Source organism: Luteibacter sp. 22Crub2.1, assembly GCF_900167995.1.
In the GTDB taxonomy this organism is placed as follows: domain Bacteria; phylum Pseudomonadota; class Gammaproteobacteria; order Xanthomonadales; family Rhodanobacteraceae; genus Luteibacter; species Luteibacter mycovicinus.
Map to the genome: position 1 here is coordinate 86,393 of NZ_FUYT01000017.1, position 16,622 is coordinate 103,014.

General features: G+C 62.8%; 13 protein-coding genes and 1 tRNA gene. All 14 read right to left on the bottom strand.

Features of this window, described 5'->3' with window-relative positions; genetic code table 11:
• On the bottom strand, positions 1–279 hold a 279-nt coding region (locus B5X73_RS21400; RefSeq protein ID WP_254857327.1), incomplete at its 3' end, for a GTP-binding protein.
• A 50-nt stretch (positions 280–329) separates the two neighbouring features.
• The gene (fusA, locus tag B5X73_RS17455) at positions 330–2,453 is read right to left on the bottom strand and encodes an elongation factor G (RefSeq protein WP_079522708.1); all 2,124 of its coding nucleotides are present in this window, start codon (positions 2,451–2,453) and stop codon (positions 330–332) included.
• 26 nt (positions 2,454–2,479) lie between these two features.
• Positions 2,480–2,947 carry a 30S ribosomal protein S7 gene (rpsG, locus tag B5X73_RS17460; protein WP_036115503.1) on the bottom strand — a complete coding sequence of 156 codons (468 nt, stop codon included), beginning with the start codon at positions 2,945–2,947 and terminating at the stop codon, positions 2,480–2,482.
• Positions 2,948–2,963: 16 nt separating this feature from the next.
• Complete coding sequence (gene rpsL, locus B5X73_RS17465) at positions 2,964–3,338, bottom strand: 30S ribosomal protein S12 (protein ID WP_036115505.1); 375 nt, start codon at positions 3,336–3,338, stop codon at positions 2,964–2,966.
• A gap of 174 nt (positions 3,339–3,512) precedes the next feature.
• Positions 3,513–7,727 (bottom strand): DNA-directed RNA polymerase subunit beta', encoded by a 4,215-nt coding sequence (rpoC, locus tag B5X73_RS17470; protein WP_043692604.1) that lies wholly within the window; start codon positions 7,725–7,727, stop codon positions 3,513–3,515.
• A 25-nt stretch (positions 7,728–7,752) separates the two neighbouring features.
• The gene (gene rpoB, locus B5X73_RS17475; protein WP_036115511.1) at positions 7,753–11,922 is read right to left on the bottom strand and encodes a DNA-directed RNA polymerase subunit beta; all 4,170 of its coding nucleotides are present in this window, start codon (positions 11,920–11,922) and stop codon (positions 7,753–7,755) included.
• A 242-nt stretch (positions 11,923–12,164) separates the two neighbouring features.
• Entirely contained in the window at positions 12,165–12,536 is a 372-nt protein-coding gene (gene rplL, locus B5X73_RS17480) for a 50S ribosomal protein L7/L12 (protein ID WP_036115514.1), read from the bottom strand.
• A 44-nt stretch (positions 12,537–12,580) separates the two neighbouring features.
• The gene (gene rplJ, locus B5X73_RS17485) at positions 12,581–13,114 is read right to left on the bottom strand and encodes a 50S ribosomal protein L10 (RefSeq protein WP_079522709.1); all 534 of its coding nucleotides are present in this window, start codon (positions 13,112–13,114) and stop codon (positions 12,581–12,583) included.
• Positions 13,115–13,456: 342 nt separating this feature from the next.
• Positions 13,457–14,164: a 50S ribosomal protein L1 gene (gene rplA, locus B5X73_RS17490; protein WP_036115519.1), complete on the bottom strand. Its 708-nt coding sequence runs from the start codon at positions 14,162–14,164 to the stop codon at positions 13,457–13,459.
• Between the two features lie 3 nt (positions 14,165–14,167).
• The gene (gene rplK, locus B5X73_RS17495; RefSeq protein WP_036115523.1) at positions 14,168–14,596 is read right to left on the bottom strand and encodes a 50S ribosomal protein L11; all 429 of its coding nucleotides are present in this window, start codon (positions 14,594–14,596) and stop codon (positions 14,168–14,170) included.
• A gap of 202 nt (positions 14,597–14,798) precedes the next feature.
• Positions 14,799–15,359 carry a transcription termination/antitermination protein NusG gene (gene nusG / locus B5X73_RS17500; protein ID WP_036115527.1) on the bottom strand — a complete coding sequence of 187 codons (561 nt, stop codon included), beginning with the start codon at positions 15,357–15,359 and terminating at the stop codon, positions 14,799–14,801.
• Positions 15,360–15,367: 8 nt separating this feature from the next.
• A complete protein-coding gene (gene secE, locus B5X73_RS17505) occupies positions 15,368–15,763 on the bottom strand; it encodes a preprotein translocase subunit SecE (protein WP_051943919.1) in 396 nt (131 codons plus the stop codon).
• An 85-nt stretch (positions 15,764–15,848) separates the two neighbouring features.
• Positions 15,849–15,924 (bottom strand) — tRNA-Trp (locus tag B5X73_RS17510).
• A gap of 92 nt (positions 15,925–16,016) precedes the next feature.
• Positions 16,017–16,622: EF-Tu C-terminal domain-related protein (locus B5X73_RS17515; RefSeq protein WP_079522710.1), on the bottom strand; the 606-nt coding region annotated here is incomplete at its 5' end.

Genomic DNA, 16,622 nt, shown 5'->3' on the forward strand with positions numbered 1-16,622 from the left:
GATCATGTTCTTCACATAGTCGGCGTGGCCCGGGCAGTCGACGTGACCGTAGTGACGGTTCGGCGACTCGTATTCCACGTGCGCGGTCGAAATCGTGATGCCGCGTGCCTTCTCTTCCGGCGCCGCATCGATCGAACCGTAGTCCTTGAACTCGCCACCGAAACGCTCGGCGCCGATCTTGGTCAGCGCGGCGGTCAGCGTGGTCTTGCCGTGGTCGACGTGACCGATGGTGCCGACGTTGACGTGCGGCTTCTTACGCTCGAACTTACCCTTTGCCATGACTCTGAAACCTCTGAAAAATCGTTAAAAGTTTTTATGAAGAAGTCCGATCAGGACTTCTTCATGACCTCGTCGGCGACATTCTTCGGCGCCGGCTCGTAATGATCGAATTCCATCGTGAACGTCGCACGACCCTGGGTCTGCGAGCGCAGCGAGGTCGCGTAGCCGAACATTTCGCCGAGCGGAATCATCGCGTTGACGGTCTTACCCGACGGCGTCTCTTCCTGACCAGTCAGCATGCCACGACGGCGGCTGATGTCGCCCATGACGTCACCGACGTAGTCTTCGGGCGTCACGACCTCGACCTTCATGATCGGCTCGAGCAGAACCGGCTTCGCCTTGGCAAAGCCCTGCTTGAACGCCATCGATGCGGCGAGTTTGAACGCCATTTCCGACGAGTCGACGTCATGGTACGAACCGAAGACCAGCTTCACCTTGACGTTGACAACCGGGAAGCCCGCGAGCGGACCACTGGTGATCGTCTCACGGAGGCCCTTCTCGACCGAGGGAATGAATTCCTTCGGGATCACGCCGCCGGTGATGTCGTTGATGAACAGGAAGTCGTCCTTGATGACCAGCTTCGGATCGGCGCGGTCGGCATCGGTGATCGGCGACAGCTCGATCACGACGTGACCGTACTGACCCTTACCACCGGACTGCTTGGCGTGCTTGTAGTCCGACTTGACGTCCGAATCCTGAATCGTCTCGCGGTAAGCGACCTGCGGCTTGCCGACGTTGGCTTCGACGTTGAACTCGCGACGCATGCGGTCCACCAGGATGTCCAGGTGAAGCTCGCCCATGCCCGAGATGATCGTCTGGCCCGACTCTTCGTCCGTCTTGACGCGGAAGGACGGATCTTCCGCGGCCAGACGGCCGAGGGCGATACCCATCTTTTCCTGGTCCGACTTGGTCTTCGGCTCGACCGCCATCGAGATCACCGGCTCCGGGAACGTCATGCGCTCCAGAGTGATGACGTGATCCTGCGCGCACAGCGTGTCACCGGTCGTGACGTCCTTCAGGCCGACCGCGGCGGCGATGTCGCCCGCGCGGACTTCCTTCAGTTCGTGACGCTCGTTGGCGTGCATCTGCAGAATGCGGCCGATGCGCTCCTTCTTCGACTTGACCGGGTTATACACCTGGTCACCGGCGTTCAGCGTGCCCGAATAGACACGGAAGAACGTCAGCGCGCCGACGAACGGGTCGGTCATGATCTTGAACGCGAGCGCCGAGAACGGAGCGTCGTCCTTGGCCGGACGGGTATCCGGCTTCTCGTCCTCGTCGATGCCTTCGACCGGCGGACGGTCGAGCGGCGACGGGAGCAGATTGACGACCGCGTCGAGCATCGCCTGGACGCCCTTGTTCTTGAACGCCGTGCCGCAGAACACCGGGATGATCTCGCTCTTGAGCGTGCGCAGGCGCAGGCCCTCAATGATCTCTTCCTCGGTCAGCTCTTCGCCGCCCAGGTACTTGTCCATCATCTCTTCCGTGGCCTCGGCCGCGGCTTCGATCATGGCGGTACGGGCCGACTCGGCCTTTTCCTGGAGGTTCGCCGGGATGTCCTGGTACTCGAACTTCATGCCCTGGGACTCCATGTCCCAGATGATCGACTTCATCTTGAGGAGGTCGACGACGCCCTCGAAGCCATCTTCGGCACCGATCGGGACCTGCATCTCGACCGGGTTGGCGCCGAGACGAGCCTTCAGCTGGTCGACGACCTTGTAGAAGTTCGCGCCGGTGCGGTCCATCTTGTTGACGAACGCAAGGCGCGGCACCTTGTACCGGTTGGCCTGACGCCAGACGGTTTCGGACTGCGGCTGCACGCCACCCACGGCGCAGAGCACGAACACCGCACCGTCGAGGACGCGGAGCGAGCGCTCCACTTCGATGGTGAAGTCGACGTGTCCCGGGGTGTCGATGATGTTGAAGCGGTGCTCGGGCAGCGAACGATCCATGCCCTTCCAGAATGCCGTGGTGGCAGCGGAAGTGATGGTGATGCCGCGCTCCTGCTCCTGCTCCATCCAGTCCATCGTAGCGGCACCGTCGTGCACCTCGCCAATCTTATGACTGACACCGGTGTAGAACAGGATGCGCTCCGTGGTCGTGGTCTTGCCGGCGTCGATGTGAGCCATGATGCCGAAGTTGCGGTAGCGCTCGATGGGCGTAGTGCGTGCCACGGTCTTTCCTCAATCTGGAGCTGTAATTACCAGCGGTAATGCGAGAAGGCCTTGTTGGCCTCCGCCATGCGGTGCGTTTCTTCGCGCTTTTTGACGGCGCCGCCACGGGATTCCGAGGCTTCGAGCAGTTCAGCGGCCAGCTTGCGCGGCATGGACGTCTCGCCGCGCTTGCGCGCCGCGTCGATCACCCAGCGCATGGCAAGCGCCATACGACGGCCCGGACGGACTTCGACCGGCACCTGGTACGTAGCACCACCGACACGACGCGACTTGACTTCGACGGCCGGGGCGATGTTGCCCAGAGCCTTCTCGACAAGCTGCACCGGCTCGGCGTGCTTTTCGCCGATGTGCTGCAGGGCGCCGTACACGATGGATTCGGCGACGGACTTCTTGCCGGACTTCATCACCATATTGATGAAGCGGGCGATCAGCTGGCTTCCGTGCTTCGGGTCCGGGAGGACCACACGGGCGGGATGGGAACCTTTACGCGACATAATTCTTGTCCTTTACTCAGCTCTTCGGGCGCTTGGCGCCGTACTTCGAGCGCGACTTGCGACGCTTGGTCACGCCGGCGCAGTCGAGACTGCCGCGAACCGTGTGATAACGCACACCGGGGAGATCCTTGACGCGACCGCCACGGATCAGGACCACTGAGTGCTCCTGGAGGTTGTGACCTTCGCCACCGATGTAGCTGATGACTTCGAAACCGTTGGTCAGGCGCACCTTGGCAACCTTACGCAGCGCCGAGTTCGGCTTCTTCGGGGTGGTCGTATACACGCGCGTGCAGACGCCGCGGCGCTGCGGGCTGCTCTGCAGGGCCGGCGAGGCGCTCTTGTACGCCTTCGGGCTGCGGGATTTGCGCACCAACTGGTTGACTGTCGTCATGCGAAGCTATTCCTGAGAAACATAAAGGCAGACCGAAAGATCGGCCCGCCATAAGAACGTTGTTGACGTGCGCCGCCCGCGAAGCGAACTGACGCCCATCGTCCTTGAATCCGAACACGAGGCGCGTCCCTGCGCCTCATTTCGTATGTACAAGCAAAACCCGCGATACGGGCCTTACTCAGCGCTATCGTTGGACCCGGCAGCGGATTCAGCGAACGTGACAGTCGATGCCGAACCCGAGAGGGTTTCGAGCTCCGAAGCCGTCAGACCGCCCTGGCTACGACGCGAAGCGTGGTATGCCAGACCCGTACCTGCAGGGATTAGCCGCCCAACAATAACATTTTCCTTCAGGCCCCGCAACGTATCCCGGGTACCGCGAACCGCTGCCTCGGTGAGGACGCGGGTGGTCTCCTGGAACGATGCCGCCGAGATGAACGACTCGGTGGCCAGCGATGCCTTGGTGATGCCCAGCAGGACCGATTCGAAGCCGGCGCGACGCTCACCACGAGCCTCCGCACGGTCATTCTCTTCGTTGATCCGGACGCGCTCGACCTGCTCACCGCGCAGGTAGGTGCTGTCGCCCGCCTCGGTGATCTCGACCTTACGCAGCATCTGGCGAATGATCGCTTCGATGTGCTTGTCGTTGATCTTCACACCCTGCAGGCGGTAGACGTCCTGAATTTCCTTGACCAGGTACGAAGCCAGCGGCTCCACACCCAGCAGGCGCAGGATGTCGTGCGGATTCGGCTCGCCGTCGACGACGGTTTCGCCCTTCTCCACGTGCTCGCCTTCGAAGACGATGACCTGACGCCACTTCGGAATCAGCTCTTCGTGCTCGTTGCCGTCCACGTCCTTGATGATCAGACGCTGCTTGCCCTTGGTGTCCTTGCCGAAGCTGACGATACCGGAGCGCTCCGCGAGGATCGCCGGCTCCTTCGGCTTGCGGGCTTCGAACAGATCGGCGACGCGCGGCAGACCACCGGTGATGTCGCGGGTCTTCGAGGTCTCCTGCGGGATACGAGCGACAACGTCGCCCACGCCCACTTCGGTACCGTTCTGGATCGACACGATCGCGCCGGCCGGCAGGAAGTACTGAGCCGCGATGTCCGTGCCCGGCAGCTTGAGCTCGCGGCCCTTGCTGTCTTCCAGGCGAACGATCGGGCGCAGATCCTTGGCCTGCGTACCGCGACGCTTCGGATCGGTGACCACCGCCGACTCGAGACCGGTGAGTTCATCGGTCTGCGACTGCACGGTGATGCCGTCGATGAAGTCGATGAAGCGCACCACGCCCGCCACTTCCGTGACGATCGGGTGGGTGTGCGGATCCCAGTTGGCGACGGTCTGACCGGACTTGACCGGGTCGCCGTCCTTCACCGAAATCGTCGCACCGTAAGGCACCTTGTAGCGCTCACGCTCGCGACCGTTGGCATCAATGACGCTCACTTCGCCCGAACGCGAGACGGCGACCAGGTGACCCTGGTTGTGCTCGACCGACTTCAGGTTGTTGAACTTCAGCGCGCCGGTGGTACGAACCGTGACGTTATCGACCGCTGCCGCACGAGACGCCGCACCACCGATGTGGAACGTACGCATCGTCAGCTGGGTACCCGGCTCACCGATCGACTGAGCGGCGACCACACCCACGGCCTCACCCATGTTGACCAGGTGACCACGGGCCAGATCGCGGCCGTAGCAGAGGGCGCAGACACCGTGGCTCGCACGGCAGGTGATCGGCGAACGGACCTTGATCAGCTGCACCGAAGCCTTGTCGAGCTTGTCGACCAGATACTCGTCGAGCAGCGTGTCGCGGGTCACGATGGCCTGGTCGTCGTCGCCGGGGGCGTAGACGTCCTCGACCACCACGCGACCCAGCACGCGCTCGCGCAACGGCTCGACCACGTCACCGCCTTCGACGATCGGGGACATCATGACGCCGTCTTCCGTGCCGCAATCGTGCTCGGTGATGACGACGTCCTGCGCCACGTCGACGAGACGACGGGTCAGGTAGCCGGAGTTGGCGGTCTTCAGCGCGGTATCCGCGAGGCCCTTACGAGCACCGTGGGTCGAGTTGAAGTACTGCAGGACGTTCAGGCCTTCGCGGAAGTTCGCCTTGATGGGCGTCTCGATGATCGAGCCATCCGGACGGGCCATCAGGCCACGCATACCCGCCAGCTGACGAATCTGCGCCGCGCTACCACGCGCGCCGGAGTCCGCCATGATGTACAGCGAGTTCATGGACTTCTGGTTGACCGTCTTGCCTTCCGGATCCTGGACCTTCTCGGTACCGATACCGTCGATCATCGCCTTGGCGACGAGTTCGTTGGTGCGGGACCAGATGTCGACGACCTTGTTGTAACGCTCGCCGGCGGTCACGAGACCCGACTGGTACTGCTCCTGGATCTCGACGACTTCCTTCTCGGCTTCCTCGAGGATGCCCTTCTTCTCAGCCGGAATCTTCATGTCGTCGATGCCGATGGAGATACCGGCGCGCGTCGCGAAACGGAAGCCGGTGTACATCAGCTTGTCGGCGAACACGACCGATTCCTTCAGACCGAGCAAACGGTAGCTCTGGTTGATCAGGCGCGAGATGTTCTTCTTGGTCAGCTCGGTGTTGACCAGCGCGAACGGGAGGCCGTCCGGGATGATCTCCATAAGCAGCGCACGACCCACCGTCGTGTCGACGATGGCGGTACGCGACGACGTCGCACCCTCCGAGTCCTGCTCGGTGATGTGAACGCGGACCTTGACCTTGGCGTGCAGCTCGACGGCGCGGTTGTCGTACGCACGACGCACTTCGCCGACGTTCGCGAACACCATGCCGGCGCCCTTCGCGTTGATCAGCTCGCGGGTCATGTAGTACAGACCGAGCACGACGTCCTGCGACGGCACGATGATCGGCTCGCCGTTGGCGGGCGACAGGATGTTGTTCGACGACATCATCAGGGCGCGCGCTTCGAGCTGTGCCTCGATCGACAGCGGCACGTGGACGGCCATCTGGTCACCGTCGAAGTCGGCGTTGAACGCTGTGCAGACGAGCGGATGCAGCTGGATCGCCTTGCCTTCGATGAGGACCGGCTCGAACGCCTGGATGCCCAGACGATGCAGCGTCGGGGCGCGGTTGAGCATGACCGGATGTTCGCGGATCACGTCTTCCAGGATGTCCCAGACCTGTGCCTCTTCGCGCTCGACGAGCTTCTTCGCGGCCTTGATCGTCGTGGCTTCGCCACGAGCCTGCAGCTTAGCGAAGATGAAGGGCTTGAACAGCTCGAGCGCCATCTTCTTCGGCAGACCGCACTGATGCAGACGCAGCGTCGGGCCGACCACGATGACCGAACGGCCCGAGTAGTCGACGCGCTTGCCGAGCAGGTTCTGACGGAAGCGACCCTGCTTGCCCTTGATCATGTCGGCGAGCGACTTCAGCGCGCGCTTGTTCGTGCCGGTGATGGCACGACCGCGACGGCCGTTATCGAGCAGCGCATCGACCGACTCCTGCAGCATGCGCTTCTCGTTGCGGACGATGATGTCCGGCGCGGCGAGTTCGAGCAGACGCTTGAGGCGGTTGTTGCGGTTGATCACGCGACGGTAGAGGTCGTTCAGATCGGACGTGGCGAAACGACCGCCGTCCAGCGGGACGAGCGGACGCAGATCGGGCGGCAGCACCGGCAGGACGGTCATGACCATCCATTCCGGCTTGTTGCCCGACTCGAGGAACGCCTCGATCAGCTTCACGCGCTTGGTGAGGCGCTTGAGCTTGGTCTCGGAATTGGTCGAAGAGATCTCTTCCTTGAGGCGAATGACTTCGCCCGGCAGGTCGAGGCTCTTGAGCAGCTCGTAGACGGCCTCGGCACCCATGCGGGCATCGAACTCGTCGCCGTGCTCTTCGGTCGCCTCCAGGTACTGGTCTTCGCTGAGCAGCTGGCCGCGCTCGAGCGCGGTCAGGCCTGGATCGATAACCACGAAGGCTTCGAAGTACAGGATGCGCTCGATGTCACGCAGCGTCATGTCCAGCATGAGGCCGATGCGCGACGGCAGCGACTTCAGGAACCAGATGTGCGCGGTCGGGCTGGCCAGCTCGATGTGGCCCATGCGCTCGCGACGGACCTTGGCCAGGGTGACCTCGGTACCGCACTTTTCGCAGACCACGCCGCGGTGCTTCATGCGCTTGTACTTGCCGCACAGGCACTCGTAGTCCTTGATCGGACCGAAGATGGCCGCGCAGAACAGACCGTCACGCTCAGGCTTGAACGTGCGGTAGTTGATGGTTTCCGGCTTCTTCACTTCGCCGTACGACCACGAACGGATCAGCTCCGGCGAAGCCAGAGCGATCTTGATCGCGTCGAAGTCCAGCGTCTGTCGCTGCTGGTTGAACAGATTGAGCAGGTCTTTCATGCGTAATCTCCGGTAGCCGCGACGATCACTTGATCTCTTCCAGCTCGATATCGATAGCGAGCGAACGGATTTCCTTCACGAGCACGTTGAAGGATTCCGGCATACCCGCGGACATCTCGTGGTTGCCGTCGACAATGTTCTTGTACATCTGGTTGCGGCCCTGCACGTCATCCGACTTCACGGTCAGCATTTCCTGCAGGGTGTACGCGGCGCCGTAGGCCTCGAGCGCCCAGACTTCCATTTCGCCGAAGCGCTGGCCACCGAACTGCGCCTTGCCGCCCAGCGGCTGCTGGGTAACGAGCGAGTACGGGCCCGTCGAACGCGCGTGCATCTTGTCGTCGACGAGGTGGTTCAGCTTCAGCATGTGCATGTAGCCCACGGTGACCGGGCGATCGAATGCCTCGCCGGTACGACCGTCGAAGAGCACCGTCTGACCGGATTCCGGCAGGCCGGCGAGCTTCAGCATGTGCTTGATCTCGGTTTCTTCCGCGCCGTCGAAGACCGGGGTGGCCATCGGGACGCCGTCGCGCAGGTTGTCGGCGAGCTGGATGATCTCGGCGTCCGTCATCGACTTGAGGTCGACGTGGCGCACCGCACCTTCCGCACCGGCATTGCCGTGGTTGTAGACCTCGTCGAGGAACTCGCGCAGCTTCGCCGGCTTCTCGTTGGCTTCGATCATGGCCGAGATCTTGTGGCCCAGGCCCTTGGCGGCCCAGCCCAGATGGACCTCGAGAATCTGACCGATGTTCATACGCGAAGGCACGCCCAGCGGGTTCAGGCAGATGTCGACCGGACGGCCGTCGGCGGAGAACGGCATGTCTTCGACCGGAACGATCATCGACACGACACCCTTGTTGCCGTGGCGGCCTGCCATCTTGTCGCCCGGCTGGATGCGGCGCTTAACGGCGAGGTACACCTTGACCATCTTGAGCACGCCCGGAGCGAGGTCGTCGCCCTGGGTGATCTTGCCCTGCTTCTCCTTGAAGCGCTTGTCGAAGGCCTCGCGGTGACGCTTGACCTGGTCGGCCGCGCGCTCGAGGAACTCCGAGACTTCCTCTTCCTTGACGTTGATCTTGAACCAGTCGTCTTTCTTCAGCGTATCGAGGTAGGCGTCGTCGATGACGGTGCCACGCTTGAGACCGCCCGGACCGCTCATCGCGGACTTGCCGACGAGCTGCGCACGCATACGTGCGTAGATGGCGCCTTCGAGGATGCGGAACTGATCGTCCAGATCCTTGCGGATCCGCTTCAGTTCGGTCTCTTCGATCTGCTTGGCGCGCTTGTCCTTCTCGATACCGTCGCGGGTGAAGACCTGCACGTCGATGACATTGCCGTCCATGCCCGGGGGCACGCGCAGCGAGCTGTCCTTAACGTCCGACGCCTTCTCGCCGAAGATGGCGCGGAGGAGCTTCTCTTCCGGCGTCAGCTGGCTCTCGCCCTTGGGCGTGACCTTGCCGACGAGGATGTCGCCCGCCTTCACTTCCGCACCGATGTACACGATGCCGGATTCGTCCAGACGAGCCAGCGCCTGCTCACCCACGTTCGGGATGTCGGCGGTGATTTCCTCGGCACCCAGCTTGGTGTCACGGGCGATGCAGGTCATTTCCTCGATGTGGATCGAGGTGTAACGATCTTCCTGGACCACGCGCTCGGAGATGAGGATCGAGTCTTCGAAGTTGTAGCCGTTCCACGGCATGAACGCGACGAGCATGTTCTGGCCGAGCGCGAGCTCACCGAGGTCGGTCGAGGAACCGTCCGCCAGGGTGTCGCCCACCGCCACGATGTCACCGACGTTCACCAGCGGACGCTGATTGAGGTTGGTGTTCTGGTTGGAGCGGGTGTACTTGGTCAGCGTATAGATATCGACGCCGGCGTCGTTCTCGTCCACTTCCGCTTCGTTGACGCGCACGACGATACGGGCGGCATCGACCTGGTCGATGACACCGCCGCGCTTGGCGGACACGGTAACGCCCGAGTCACGCGCCACGGCGCGCTCGATACCCGTGCCGACGAGCGGCTTCTGGCTGCGCAGGGTTGGAACGGCCTGGCGCTGCATGTTCGCGCCCATCAGAGCGCGGTTCGCGTCATCGTGCTCGAGGAACGGCACGAGTGCCGCCGCGACCGACACCGTCTGCATGGGCGAAACGTCCATGTAGTTGATCTCGGCCGACGGACGCAGCTCCGACTCACCACGGAAGCGGCAGGAGACGAAGTCTTCGAGGAACTTGCCTTCCTTCGACAGCGGCGAGTTCGCCTGCGCGATGACGTGGTCGCCCTCTTCGATCGCGGAGAGGTAATCGACCTTGTCGGTGACCTTGCCGTTCTCGACCTTGCGGTACGGCGTCTCGAGGAAGCCGTAAGCGTTGGTGCGGGCATACACGGCCAGCGAGTTGATCAGGCCGATGTTCGGACCTTCCGGCGTTTCGATGGTGCAGACACGGCCGTAATGGGTCGGGTGAACGTCGCGGACTTCGAAGCCGGCGCGCTCACGCGTCAGGCCGCCTGGTCCGAGCGCCGACACGCGGCGCTTGTGGGTCACTTCGGACAGCGGATTGTTCTGATCCATGAACTGCGAGAGCTGCGACGAACCGAAGAACTCCTTCACCGCCGCCGCGACCGGCTTGGCGTTGATCAGTTCCTGCGGGGTCAGGCCTTCGGATTCAGCCAGCGACAGACGCTCGCGAACCGCGCGCTCGACACGGACGAGACCGATGCGGAAGGTGTTTTCCGCCATTTCGCCGACCGAACGCACGCGACGGTTACCGAGATGATCGATATCGTCGACCGTGCCGGTGCCGTTGCGAATGTCGATCAGGACGCGCAGGACGTCGAGGATGTCGGAGGTCTCGCCCTGCTCGGCGACCAGACGCTGCGACTCTTCTTCCTTGCGCTCGGAGAAGTACTTGTGATCGTAGAGCACGCCCGGGCCGATGACGTCCTTGCGGCCGACACGGCGGTTGAACTTCATGCGGCCGACGCCCGAAAGGTCGTAACGGTCGAAGGTGAAGAACAGATTGAAGAACAGGTTCTGCGCGGCGTCCTTGGTCGGCGGCTCGCCCGGACGCATCATCCGGTAGATTTCGACCAGGGCCTCGAGCTGCGTGCGCGTGTTGTCGATGCGCAGCGTGTTCGAGATGTACGCGCCACGATCGAGATCGTTGACGTACAGCGTCGGCACGGTTTCGATACCGCCCTTGCGGAACTTCTCGAGGTGCTCGAGGGTGAGCTCGTCGTTGGCCGCGGCGATGATCTCGCCGGTGTCCTTGTCGATCATGTCGATCGCGACGATACGGCCGACCGGATAGTCGTCCGGCACTTCGAGCGTGGTGATCTTCTCGCTGGCCAGCTGACGGACGTGACGCGCGGTGATGCGCTTGCCGGCCTCGACCAGCACCTTGCCGTCGACCAGCAGGTCGAACGAGAGGGTCTCACCGCGCAGGCGCTCGGCGACGAGATCGAGCGTGACGCCGCCCTTCTTGCCCAGGTGGAACACGTTGTGCTCGAAGAAGATGTCGAGCATCTCTTCGTTGCCGTAACCGAGCGCGCGCAGGAGCACCGTCACCGGCAGCTTGCGGCGACGATCGATACGGGTGAACAGCGCGTCCTTCGGGTCGAACTCGAAGTCGAGCCACGAACCACGGTAAGGAATGACGCGAGCCGAGAACAGCAGCTTGCCCGAGCTGTGCGTCTTGCCGCGGTCGTGATCGAAGAACACGCCCGGCGAACGATGCAGCTGCGAGACGATGACGCGCTCGGTGCCGTTGATGATGAAGGTGCCGGTGTCGGTCATGAGCGGGATCTCGCCCATGTAGACCTCCTGCTCCTTGACGTACTTCACGGCCTTCTTGGAAGCCGGGCTGTCCTTGTCGTAGATCACCAGGCGAACGGTCGTGCGCAGCGGCGCACCGAACGTCATGCCACGGTTGCGGCATTCACGTTCATCAAACGCGGGTTCGCCGAGCCTGTAGTCGACGTACTCGAGCGCGGCATTGCCGGAATAGCTGGAAATCGGGAACACCGACTTCAGGGCGGCGTGGAGGCCCTTCTCTTCGCGCTGCTTGGAGCTCAGCTGCTCCTGCAGGAATTCCTTGTACGAGTCAGTCTGGATGGTCAGCAGGTTGGGCACGCCCAGCACGGGCGGGCGCTTGCCGAAGTCCTTACGGATGCGCTTCTTCTCGGTAAACGAGTAGGTCATGGTAGGTACCGCCTCGACTCAGTAATGGGTCAATCAAAAATCGGATGGATCGAAAATCGGAGATCGAGATTCGTACCGCAGGGCATCGCTGCCCTCGACTCCCGATGTCCCATTTCCGACAGGGACAGCGTGGAACATGACGCGTGACGCTTCGAACAGGCCGCTGAACGGCCAAAGCCCGGGGGCTTACGCCCCCAGGCTCACTTGACGCTATGTCGAACTACTGGCGCGCAAGGCGCCGATTACTTGAGTTCGACCGTGGCGCCGGCAGCTTCCAGATCCTTCTTGAACTTGGCAGCGTCGTCCTTCGAAGCGGCTTCCTTCACGACGCCACCGGCTTCGGTCAGGTCCTTCGCTTCCTTCAGGCCGAGGCCGGTGATGGCGCGGACAGCCTTGATGACGTCGACCTTCTTGTCGCCGGCGGACTTGAGGATCACGTCGAACTCGGTCTGCTCTTCAGCGGCCGGGCCGGCAGCGGCCGGGCCAGCGGCGGCAACCGGAGCGGCAGCCGAGACGCCAAAGGTGTCTTCGATCGACTTAACCAGTTCCATGATTTCCATCAGGGACTTGGCCTTGATGGCTTCGACGATCTGTTCGGTGGTCAGGGTGGACATTGTTTCTTACCTTTAAATGGTTTCGATGAGAAAAGTCGGCGAACTTAGGCGGGTTCGGCTTCGGTCGGGGCGTCGGCGGCGACTTCGCCACCACCCTGCTGATCGGCCACAGCCTTGACGGCGCGTGCGAACATCGCAGCCGGTTCGGACAGGACGCGGGCCAGCATGGCAAGCGCTTCCTGGCGGGTCGGCAGCGACGCGAGAACGTCGACGTGCGCCGGGGGAAGCAGCTTGCCTTCCACCGAAACGACCTTCGGGATGAGCTTGTCGTTAGCCTTTGCGAATTCCTTGATCACGCGCCCGGCAGCGCCGGGTTCTTCGAGCGAGAACGCATAAAGCAGCGGACCGACGAGAGCGTCCTGGACGACCTCGAACTCGGTTCCGGCGACAGCGCGGGCGGCGAGCGTGTTCTTGACAACTTTCAAGAAAACGCCCGACTCGCGTGCCTTCTTACGCATCGCGGTCATCTGAGAGACCGTGGTGCCTGCGTACTCGACAGCGACCAAGGAGTGAGCCTTAGCGGCGATTTCTGCCAGCTCTGCGACTACTTCTTGCTTCTGGGACAGATTGAGAGCCATTGCACTCCTCCAATTGAACTCCGCTCACGACTCCTGCCGTTTGCGGTCCTGGGCGACATCGTCCTGACGTCGGGGACACGACGTGTCCCGGGTGGTGGCCTTTCCCCATTCGAAACGAATACGGAAGGGGCTACACCATCTACGCAGGCCGGACACCGCGAGGTACCCGATTAAGCGAACCCGCTAACGACGACGGCGTTTCCATGCCAACACGAGCTCCCTGCTCGTCGCCGTCGCGCGCTGAACGCGCCTACGGTCTTTGACGGCTACCGCGGACTTACGCCCCCGGCTGCCCTCAAAAACGTTCCCCCACCGGCGAACCGGCGGGGGCCGTAAAACTAATTACTTGGCCGAGGTGTTCACGGTCGAGGTATCGACCGGCACGCCCACGCCCATGGTGCTCGACAGCGCGACCTTCTGGATGTACTGACCCTTGGCTGCGGAAGGCTTGGCCTTCAGCAGGTCGGCGATCAGGGCATTCAGGTTGTCGGCCAGCTGGGCGGCTTCGAAGCTCGCCTTGCCGATGGTGGCGTGGATGATGCCACCCTTGTCGTTACGGAACTTGACCTGGCCGGCCTTGGCGTTCTTGACGGCCGTGGCGACGTCGGCGGTGACCGAGCCGTCCTTCGGGTTCGGCATCAGGCCACGGGGACCGAGGACCTGACCGAGCTTACCGACAACGCGCATCGCGTCCGGCGTAGCAATGACGCGGCCGTAGTTCAGATCGCCAGCGGCCATCTTCTCGGCGAGGTCGTCCATACCGACAGCGTCGGCGCCGGCGGCGAGAGCGGCGTCAGCCTTCTCACCCGGCGGCACGAACACGGCCACGCGAACGGTCTTGCCGGTGCCGTGCGGCAGCAGCGAGGAACCGCGAACGCCCTGGTCGGACTTCTTCGCGTCGATGCCGAGACGGACCGAGACGTCGACCGACTCGCCGAACTTGGCCTTGGCGTTGTCCTTGACGATCTTCAGCGCTTCGTCGAGACCATAGGTCTTGCCGGGCTGGACAGCGGCCGATGCGGCCTTCATACGCTTAGTGAGCTTTGCCATGACTTAACCCTCCACCACCAGACCCATGGAACGCGCGCTGCCGGCGATCGTACGCACGGCGGCTTCGAGATCAGCAGCCGTGAGATCCGGCTCCTTCTGCTTCGCGATTTCCTCGAGCTGGGCGCGGGTGACCTTACCGACCTTGTCGGTGTTCGGCTTCTGCGAGCCCTTGGCCACGCCCGTGATCTTCTTGAGAAGGATCGAGGCCGGCGGGGTCTTCGTGATGAAGGTGAAGGTACGGTCCGAGTAGGCCGTGATCACGACCGGGATCGGGAGACCCGGCTCGAGCTTCTGCGTGGCGGCATTGAACGCCTTGCAGAACTCCATGATGTTCAGGCCGCGCTGACCGAGGGCCGGACCGACCGGCGGCGACGGGTTAGCCTGACCGGCCTTGACCTGCAACTTGATGTAACCAATGACTTTCTTTGCCATTTAACTTTCCTCGCGAGTGCTGACGCCTTGCGGCTCCTCGCTGTTGACCTTCCGTGGTGGTGAGGGGATCCGCACCTGCGAACCCCTGAAACGCGGACACGCCGAAGCGCAAGGCTCCAGCGTGGACCGGGCATTATAGGCGTCCGACCCGGGCTAAGCAACCCGATGCCGAATGGGCGGGAGCGATCCCGCCAGGAGGCCCTTAGGCCTTCTCCACCTGGCCGAACTCGAGCTCGACCGGGGTAGAACGACCGAAAATGAGCACCGCGACGCGCAGGCGGCTCTTTTCGTAGTTGACTTCTTCGACGACGCCATTGAAGTCGTTGAACGGACCTTCGGTGACGCGAACCATCTCGCCCGGCTCGAAGAGAACCTTCGGACGGGGCTTTTCGACACCCTCGCGCACGCGGCTGAGAATAGCGTCAGCCTCGGTATCGCGGATCGGGTGCGGACGGTCGGCGGTGCCGCCGATGAAACCCATGACCTTCGGGGTTTCCTTGACCAGATGCCAGCATTCGTCGTCGATGCGCGGCACCTTGCCGCTCGTATCGGTTTCGATCTGGACCAGAACATAACCCGGGAAGAACTTGCGCTCGCTGCGACGCTTCTGGCCGCCGCGCATCTCGATGACTTCCTCGGTCGGAACCAGGATCTCACCGAACTTCTCTTCCATACCTTCGCGCACGACGCGCTCGGTCAGGGCCTTGCGAACCTGCTGTTCGAAACCCGAATAGGCGTGAACCACGTACCAGCGCTTGCTCATGCCTTACCTCAATGTCCGAGCTTAAGCAGCCAATCGAGCACGATGGTTTTAAGCAACCAGTCGATCAGCCCCATCAGCAGCGAGAGAATGATGACGACCACAATGATGATGCCGGTGGTCTTCAACGTTTCGTCGCGCGACGGCCAGACGACCTTGCGCAACTCGAACTGCGATTCGGAGATGAAACCACGCAGCTTGCGGCCGGGCACCGTAAAGGCACCGATCGCCATGGCGGCGACGACCGCCGCGATAACGCCGACGACGCGTGCGAAGGACGGCACGCTCGGGTTATCGCTGAAATAGTAGAAACCGACGATGCCGGCGACGAGCACCACCAGCGCGAGCGCCAGCTTGCCGAAATCGGCCGGGCCCATACTCTTGGCTTGTTCTGCCTTGGTGTTCATGCGCGCTTGGCCTGGTGCCTGACGGACGTAGCGAGCGAAACCGCCTGCTTGCGCCCGGCGTCAACCGCCGTCGTTCCTCGAAAAGTGGCACGCCAGGAGGGACTCGAACCCCCAACCTGCGGTTTTGGAGACCGCTGCTCTGCCAATTGAGCTACTGGCGTACAAATGAAACCGTTGAACCGCGGGGCGGGCAGCCAAAGACCGACCCGCCCCGCGACCGGGTGCCGACCCCGAGGGGCCGGCATCACTTATCTTACTTGTTGATCTTGGCGACGACGCCGGCGCCGACGGTGCGACCGCCTTCGCGGATCGCGAAGCGCAGGCCTTCGTCCATGGCGATCGGGAAGCCCAGGGTCACCGAGATCTTCACGTTGTCGCCCGGCATCACCATCTCGACGCCTTCCGGCAGCTTGATCGAACCGGTCACGTCCGTGGTACGGAAGTAGAACTGCGGACGATAGTTGCTGAAGAACGGCGTGTGACGGCCACCCTCGTCCTTCGACAGGATGTAAACCTCACCCTCGAACTCGGTGTGCGGCGTGACCGACTTCGGAGCAGCCAGCACCTGGCCGCGCTCGACGTCTTCACGCTTCAGGCCGCGAACCAGCACGCCGACGTTGTCACCGGCCTGACCCTGGTCCAGCAGCTTGCGGAACATTTCCACGCCCGTGACCGTCGTCTGCTGGGTGTCCTTCAGACCGACCACTTCGGCCGGGTCACCCACCTTGACGATGCCGCGCTCGACGCGACCGGTCAGCACCGTGCCGCGACCCGAGATCGAGAACACGTCTTCGACCGGCAGCAGGAACGGCTTGTCGATCACGCGCTCCGGCTCCGGAATCCAGCTGTCCAGCGCATC

Coding starts and splice junctions, on each gene's coding strand:
- rpsG (WP_036115503.1), bottom strand. CDS start 2,947: ATGTCGCGTAAAGGTTCCCATCCCGCCCGTGTGGTCCTCCCGGACCCG.
- rpsL (WP_036115505.1), bottom strand. CDS start 3,338: ATGACGACAGTCAACCAGTTGGTGCGCAAATCCCGCAGCCCGAAGGCG.
- rpoC (WP_043692604.1), bottom strand. CDS start 7,727: ATGAAAGACCTGCTCAATCTGTTCAACCAGCAGCGACAGACGCTGGAC.
- rpoB (WP_036115511.1), bottom strand. CDS start 11,922: ATGACCTACTCGTTTACCGAGAAGAAGCGCATCCGTAAGGACTTCGGC.
- rplL (WP_036115514.1), bottom strand. CDS start 12,536: ATGTCCACCCTGACCACCGAACAGATCGTCGAAGCCATCAAGGCCAAG.
- rplJ (WP_079522709.1), bottom strand. CDS start 13,114: ATGGCTCTCAATCTGTCCCAGAAGCAAGAAGTAGTCGCAGAGCTGGCA.
- rplA (WP_036115519.1), bottom strand. CDS start 14,164: ATGGCAAAGCTCACTAAGCGTATGAAGGCCGCATCGGCCGCTGTCCAG.
- rplK (WP_036115523.1), bottom strand. CDS start 14,596: ATGGCAAAGAAAGTCATTGGTTACATCAAGTTGCAGGTCAAGGCCGGT.
- nusG (WP_036115527.1), bottom strand. CDS start 15,359: ATGAGCAAGCGCTGGTACGTGGTTCACGCCTATTCGGGTTTCGAACAG.
- secE (WP_051943919.1), bottom strand. CDS start 15,763: ATGAACACCAAGGCAGAACAAGCCAAGAGTATGGGCCCGGCCGATTTC.